Raw genomic sequence first — 1,526 nt, 5'->3', positions numbered from 1 at the left:
TCGACCGAGTGGACGCCCGGCGACCTCACCAATTCGGGCTATCCCTATATCGTCAAACGGCTGACGCGCGGCGAGCCACTCGTCAGCGCGAGTGAAGTCTATCGCGGGACCAAGAGCGACGTCTCGGCGAGCGCCGCGGTTCAGCACGACGGCCATGGCAACACGCTGGCCTATGTCCAGCGCGCGATCGATTTCTTCCATTCCGAGACGCTGGTCCTGACGCCGAACGGGCCCGTGAAGCTCGCCATCCCGCAAAAGGCCAACATCGCGGAACTGGTCGATGGCCGGATCGTCCTGAGCCTTGATGAGGCATGGCCGGCCGCTGGCCCGAGCTTCATTCCAGGAGCGCTCGCGCAGCTCGACCTTGCATCGACGAAGACCGATCCAGCGCACCCCAAAGCGCGCCTGATCTGGTCTCCCGGGCCGCGTGAATCGCTCGGTGGCGTGTCTTCGACGCGCGACATGTTGCTCGTCTCGACGCTCGACAAGGTCCGCGGTCGCGCGTGGGTCTATGCGCCACAAGCCGGCGGCGGCTGGAAGGTCCGCAAGCTCGATCTTCCCGACAATCTCACGGTCGGCTTCGGCGCAACCAACATGAAGTCCAATCTCGCGTTCCTCAGCGCGAGCGGCTTCCTCACGCCATCAAAGCTCTATCTCACCGATGCGAGCGGAAGCACCCTCGAGGTCGCCAAATCGCTTGCTGCGAAGTTTGACGCGTCGGGCGAGGTGGTCGAGCAGCGCGAGGCGATCTCGACCGATCGAACGCGGATTCCGTATTTCGTGGTGCATCGCAAGGACATAAAGCTCGACGGCAGTACGCCGACGCTGATGACGGCGTATGGCGGCTTCCAGGCGAGCGAGACTCCGTATTATTCGGGCACGCAGGGCAAATTGTGGCTTGAGCGCGGGGGGGCCTTCGTGCTCGCCAACATCCGTGGCGGCGGCGAATTCGGGCCGCGCTGGCACGAGGCTGGGCTCGGCGTGAAGCGCCAGATCATCTATGACGACTTCGCTGCGGTCGCACGCGACCTGATCTCGCGCAATATTACCAGTCCGCGGCGGCTGGGGATCGAGGGTGGCTCGAACGGCGGTCTATTGATGGGCGTGGAATTCATTCAGCATCCCGAGCTGTGGAACGCGGTCGTCATCCAGGTGCCGCTGCTCGACATGATCCGGATCTCGAAGATTGCGGCCGGCGCCTCGTGGCAGGGCGAATATGGCGACGTAAACGCCGACCCGGCGGTTATGGCTTTCTGGCGCAAGACGTCGCCGTATCACAACCTTAAGGCGGGCGTGGCTTATCCCGAACCCTTCATTTTCACGACCACGAAGGATGATCGCGTGGGCCCGCAACACGCCCGCAAATTCGCTGCGCGGATGGAAGAGCTAAAACTGCCGTTTTTCTACTACGAGAATACCGAAGGCGGCCACGGCGCAGGTGCCGATCTGAAACAGGCTGCCCGGACGACAGCGCTGACGATGACCTACCTTCAGCGCAAGCTGATGGATTGACGCGGACTTCGGGG

1 protein-coding gene is annotated in these 1,526 nt (G+C 63.0%); it reads left to right on the top strand.

What is annotated here, in order from left to right; genetic code table 11:
• Window positions 1-1,512: prolyl oligopeptidase family serine peptidase (locus U1872_RS22245; RefSeq protein ID WP_332795048.1), on the top strand; the 1,512-nt coding region annotated here is incomplete at its 5' end.
• Window positions 1,513-1,526: the final 14 nt, after the last annotated feature.

This window comes from Parasphingomonas frigoris (assembly GCF_036663815.1).
In the GTDB taxonomy this organism is placed as follows: domain Bacteria; phylum Pseudomonadota; class Alphaproteobacteria; order Sphingomonadales; family Sphingomonadaceae; genus Sphingomonas.
This window is presented reverse-complemented; position numbering and strand designations above follow the sequence as displayed.